Raw genomic sequence first — 1398 nt, 5'->3', positions numbered from 1 at the left:
GCCCGACGCGTCAGGACCACCAGACGGACACCCTCACGGGACTCGTCCGCGAACCACCCCTGAACGGCCGCCAGCGTCACGGCCAGGTCCCCCTCCGCGCGCAGCACCTCCCAGGCGGACTCGTCGGAGGCACCCGCCGTCGACGCGGGCCATTCGACGGCGAAGAGGGTGTCCCGGCCGACGGCGGGTACGGCTCCCAGCTGCTCGGCCCGGACCGGCCGGGTGATCAGCGAGGCGACCGAGACCACGGGCCGGCCCTCGGGGTCGGCGGCCTCCAGGGCGTAGGTGTCCGGCCCGGTGGCGGTGACCCGCACCCGCAGCTCGGTCGCGGCCGAGGCGTGCAGGGTGACGCCCCGGTAGGCGAAGGGCAGCCGGCGGACGCCGGCACCGCTCGGGTCGCCGTCCGCGCCGCCGTCCGTGCCGCCGTCGAGGGCGGGAAGCTGGGCGGCCGCATCCAGCAGGGCGGGGTGCAGCCCGAACCGGGCGGCGTCGGCGGTGAGCTGCTCCGGGAGGGCGGCCGTCGCGTAGAGCGTCGACCCCTCCCGCCAGACCTCCCGCAGGCCCCGGAAGGCCGGCCCGTAGTCCAGACCGACGGCGGCCAGCAGCGCGTACGCCTCTTCCGGGGCGATGCGCCCGGCGGTGTCGGCGGGCGGCCAGGCGAAGAGCTCGGCGGCGACGGGCGCGGTGGAGAGCAGGCCGCTCGCGTGGCGGGTCCAGTCGCCGGAGGCTCCGGAGTGCGCCGACCGGTCGGCGGCGGAATCCGCCGATCGGTCGGCGTGCTCGCCACCGCCGGCCGGCGGGGCGGGACGCGAGTGGACGGTGACGGACCGCAGGCCGTTGCCGTCCGGCTCGCCCACGGCCACCTGGAGCTGGAGCGCGCCGCGCTCGGGCAGGACGAGCGGGGCCTCGACGACCAGTTCGTCGAGCGCACTCGCCCCCACCTCGTCACCGGCCCGGATCGCCAGCTCGACCAGGGCCGCGCCCGGCGCGAGCACCGTCCCGAGGGCGACGTGGTCGGCGAGCCACGGGTGGGTGGCCAGTGACAGGCTGCCCGTGAGCAGCAGACCGGTGGAGTCGGCCGGGGCGACGACCGCGCCGAGCACGGGGTGCTCGACGGCAGCCAGGCCGAGGCCGCCGGCGTCACCGGTACGGATCGCGGGCTCCAACCAGTAACGACGCCGCTGGAACGGATACGTCGGCAGATCCACCCGCGGACGCCGCCCACCACCGAACAACGCCGCCCAGTCGACCCGGTGGCCCTGCACATGGATCCGCGCCAACGCCGCCACCGCCGTCCGCGACTCCCCACGATCCCGCCGCAACACCGCAGCCGTCACCGGCCCCTCAAGAACCCCCTCCACCAACGACGCAAGAGTCCCGTCCGGACCCAACTCCACG

1 protein-coding gene is annotated in these 1398 nt (G+C 76.6%); it reads right to left on the bottom strand.

What is annotated here, in order from left to right:
* On the bottom strand, window positions 1–1280 hold a 1280-nt coding region (locus PUR61_RS33195), incomplete at its 3' end, for a polyketide synthase dehydratase domain-containing protein (protein ID WP_329883225.1).
* Between the last annotated feature and the right edge of the window lie 118 nt (window positions 1281–1398).

It is taken from the genome of Streptomyces sp. BE20, assembly GCF_036322525.1.
GTDB lineage: Bacteria > Actinomycetota > Actinomycetes > Streptomycetales > Streptomycetaceae > Kitasatospora.
This window is presented reverse-complemented; position numbering and strand designations above follow the sequence as displayed.